Raw genomic sequence first — 2,813 nt, forward strand, 5'->3', positions numbered from 1 at the left:
CCGGGGCCGGGCGCGCCGCCCGGTCCGGGGAAACCGCCGCCGGGAGGCGGCGGAGGGCCCGAGGGATCGCTGCCGAACGGCGGGATCGGCTCGGCCGGGCGGTTCACCTGCGACGGGCGGGAGCCCTGGTAGTCGTACGAGTCACCGCCGCCGTAGGACGGGCCCGACGGGCCGGGACCGGGCTGGCCCGGAGGCTGGAAACGCACACCCGGGCCGGGCGCCTGCGGGGGCGGGGCCGCGGGGGTGTACGAGGTCGCCGTGTTCGTCAGGAAGTTCCACCGGCACTCCTCGCAGAACGGTGCGCCGCCCTCACGCGGCGTACGGCACTGCGGGCAGAGCTCCGGCTCGGCGTTCGGTACGGCGGACAGGTGCGGAGGGCGTCCACCGGGGCCGCCGGGCGGGCCACCGGGGCCACCCGGACCGCCGGGGCCGGGAGGCGGCGGGAAGCCGTAGCCGCCGGGCGGGGGCGGTGGAGGGGGCGGAGGCACGGCACCCGCCATGCGGTGACCGCAGACCTCGCACCAGTCGTCGGAACCCGACTGGTGTCCGTTCGGGCAGGTCGGCATGTCGGCCCGTCCCTCCTTCGATCTCTTCTAGGTCACTTCTTTACACGAACGGTCTTGGTGGACCGGGTCTCGAGCGTCATCTCGTCGGCCTCCTGAACCTTCGCCTTCAGTCGCACAGTACCGGTCGCGGCATCGACCACGTCCACCACCTTCGCAAGCAGTTTCGCAGTATCGGCGTTCCCGGAGGCACTCGCGAGCTGAACGGCCCGGCCCAGTTTGGCCGTTGCTCCATCCATATCCCCCGCTTTGCGAAGGTCCAGCCCATGCTGGATGGCCTGTGCCAGTTCGGCCTGCCCGGTGTAGTGGGCGACCTGGGGGTTGATCGACGTCGAGGCGACCATGTCGTCGGTCCACACGGCCTTCACCAGGCCCTGCGCGCCGAGGTTCTGGGCGCTGCCGTCGGGCTGCGGAATGACCAGCGAGATCCGGGCCGCAAGCATCTCCTGCCCGATGTGCGCGGACGGGACCTCGACACAGACGTGGTAGTCACGGGACTCATCTCCCCAGGAACCAAGGGGATAGTCGCCGGCTCGGGGGCCCGCCTCGGTGCGCCTGCCGGTCAGTTCCTCGACCGTCGGCGCGACCTGCTTGACGAACTTCACAGTGGTGTCGACCGGGGTCCACAGCCGCAGGGAGACGTCCGCGACCTCCTTTCCCATCGCCGTCTCCATCATCTGTGTGAAGTCGGCGGCGAGTCCGGCCGGATCGGCGACGATGTCGGCGGTGCCGAGCAGGGCGGAGGCGATCCCTGTGACTTCTTTCACTTCCCAGTCGGTGCCCACGCCGCGCGCGTCACAGGTGAAACGCCCGGCGCACGCGTCGAGCGCGGCCTTCAGATCCTCGGGCGATTCGTGCTCATTGCGGCCGTCGGTGAGCAGGATGCCGTGCCGGATGGCGACGTCCGCGGAGGACAGCAGGCGGTCGGCGAGTTTCAGCCAGGTGCCGATGGCCGTGCCGCCGCCCGCGCTGAGCGAGCGCAGCGCCTGCTTGGCCTGCTCGCGGGTGGTGGCGTCGGCCACCGCGACGCGCCCGCCGCCCGGGTAGACCTCCTTGGCCACGTGCGTCCCGCCGATCACCGCGAAGTGCACGCCGTCGCGCAGGGTGTCGATCGCGGCGGCCGTGGCGTCCCGGGCGTTGCGCATCTTGGTCGGCGGGTAGTCCATCGACCCCGAGCAGTCGACCATGACCGCCACGGCCGCGGACGGGCCCTGGCCGGGCGAGTAGAGGTGGGGTGCCGCGACCGCGCTGCCGATCGTGCCGCCGCCGGTCGCCGTCACCGTGACGATGGCGTTGACCTCGCCGGCGCCTTCCGGCAGGTACTCGTTCTGGTACACGTCCACCGAGAACTGCGGCACGTTCGACTTCGAGAAAATGGCCATGCCTGCTTCGATCCCCCTCGAAAGCCCCCACCGGAGCGGGGTGATGACGGTAGGCGGACCGGTCCCCTCCGGTCCGCCGAGGCGTCCCCGTACGTGGCCTCAGGCCGATCCTGCCCCCTGGGGCACGGCCGGGAACGGCACGAGGGCCACTGTTACGTTGTCGTGGCCCCCGCCGTCCAGGGCGTGGCCGACGAGCACCCGGGCGCTGTGCAGCGGATGCGCGGCGGCGTCGACCGGGAGGACCCGGGCCATCTCCTCGGCCGCCTCCGCGTAGTTCCACAGGCCGTCCGTGCAGACCACCACCACGCCCGGCCGGTCCGGCTTGAACGCGGCGGTGTGCGGTTCCAACTCGTAGGCGTCCGCGCCGAGCCAGCCGGTGATCGCGTGGGCGCGCTCGTCGGCGTAGGCCTCGGACTCGTTCATCAGGCCCGCGGCGACCATCTGCGCGGCCCACGAGTCGTCCTCGGTGAGCCGGGCGGGGGGAGCGCTCCGGTCGACCGGGACCCAGTAGGCGCGGCTGTCGCCCACCCAGCCGACGATCAGCAGGCCCGACGTCACCACGGCACCGACGATGGTGCACGCCGGGGCGTTCTGGTGCGGGGCCTGCTCGCGGGCCGTGGCGGGCTCATCGGCGAGCGAGTTGACGGCGCGTGAGGCGGCGACGATCGCGTCGTGCATCGCCTGCTGCGGATGCCCGCCGCGCGGCAGGGCGGCCAGCACCGCCTCGCTCGCGGCCCTCGACGCCGCCTGGGAGGCGTCATCGGGGCGGGTCGCCGAGGAGACACCGTCGCAGACGATCGCCACGGAGGCGGGCGTGCCGTCGGGCAGCGCGGTGGTGCCGATGGCGAACGCGTCCTCGTTGCGGTGG

General features: G+C 72.6%; 2 protein-coding genes and 1 pseudogene. All 3 read right to left on the reverse strand.

Translation table 11 applies throughout. From position 1 onward, the window contains the following. Window positions 1-566, reverse strand: a pseudogene (locus ACFTZL_RS43640) (hypothetical protein); the annotation flags it as partial. Between the two features lie 32 nt (window positions 567-598). Further along, on the reverse strand, window positions 599-1,945 hold the full coding sequence (locus ACFTZL_RS43645; RefSeq protein WP_382595819.1) for a VWA domain-containing protein: 1,347 nt from the start codon (window positions 1,943-1,945) through the stop codon (window positions 599-601). 99 nt (window positions 1,946-2,044) lie between these two features. Then, window positions 2,045-2,813, reverse strand: a 769-nt coding sequence (locus ACFTZL_RS43650) for a PP2C family protein-serine/threonine phosphatase (RefSeq protein WP_382595822.1), incomplete at its 5' end; no start/stop codon positions are given.

It is taken from the genome of Streptomyces sp. NPDC056948 (assembly GCF_042674225.1).
GTDB classification, from domain to species: Bacteria; Actinomycetota; Actinomycetes; order Streptomycetales; family Streptomycetaceae; genus Streptomyces; species Streptomyces purpurascens.

Excerpts from the sequence above, each read along its gene's own strand:
- ACFTZL_RS43645 (WP_382595819.1), bottom strand. The coding sequence starts at position 1,945 with ATGGCCATTTTCTCGAAGTCGAACGTGCCGCAGTTCTCGGTGGACGTG.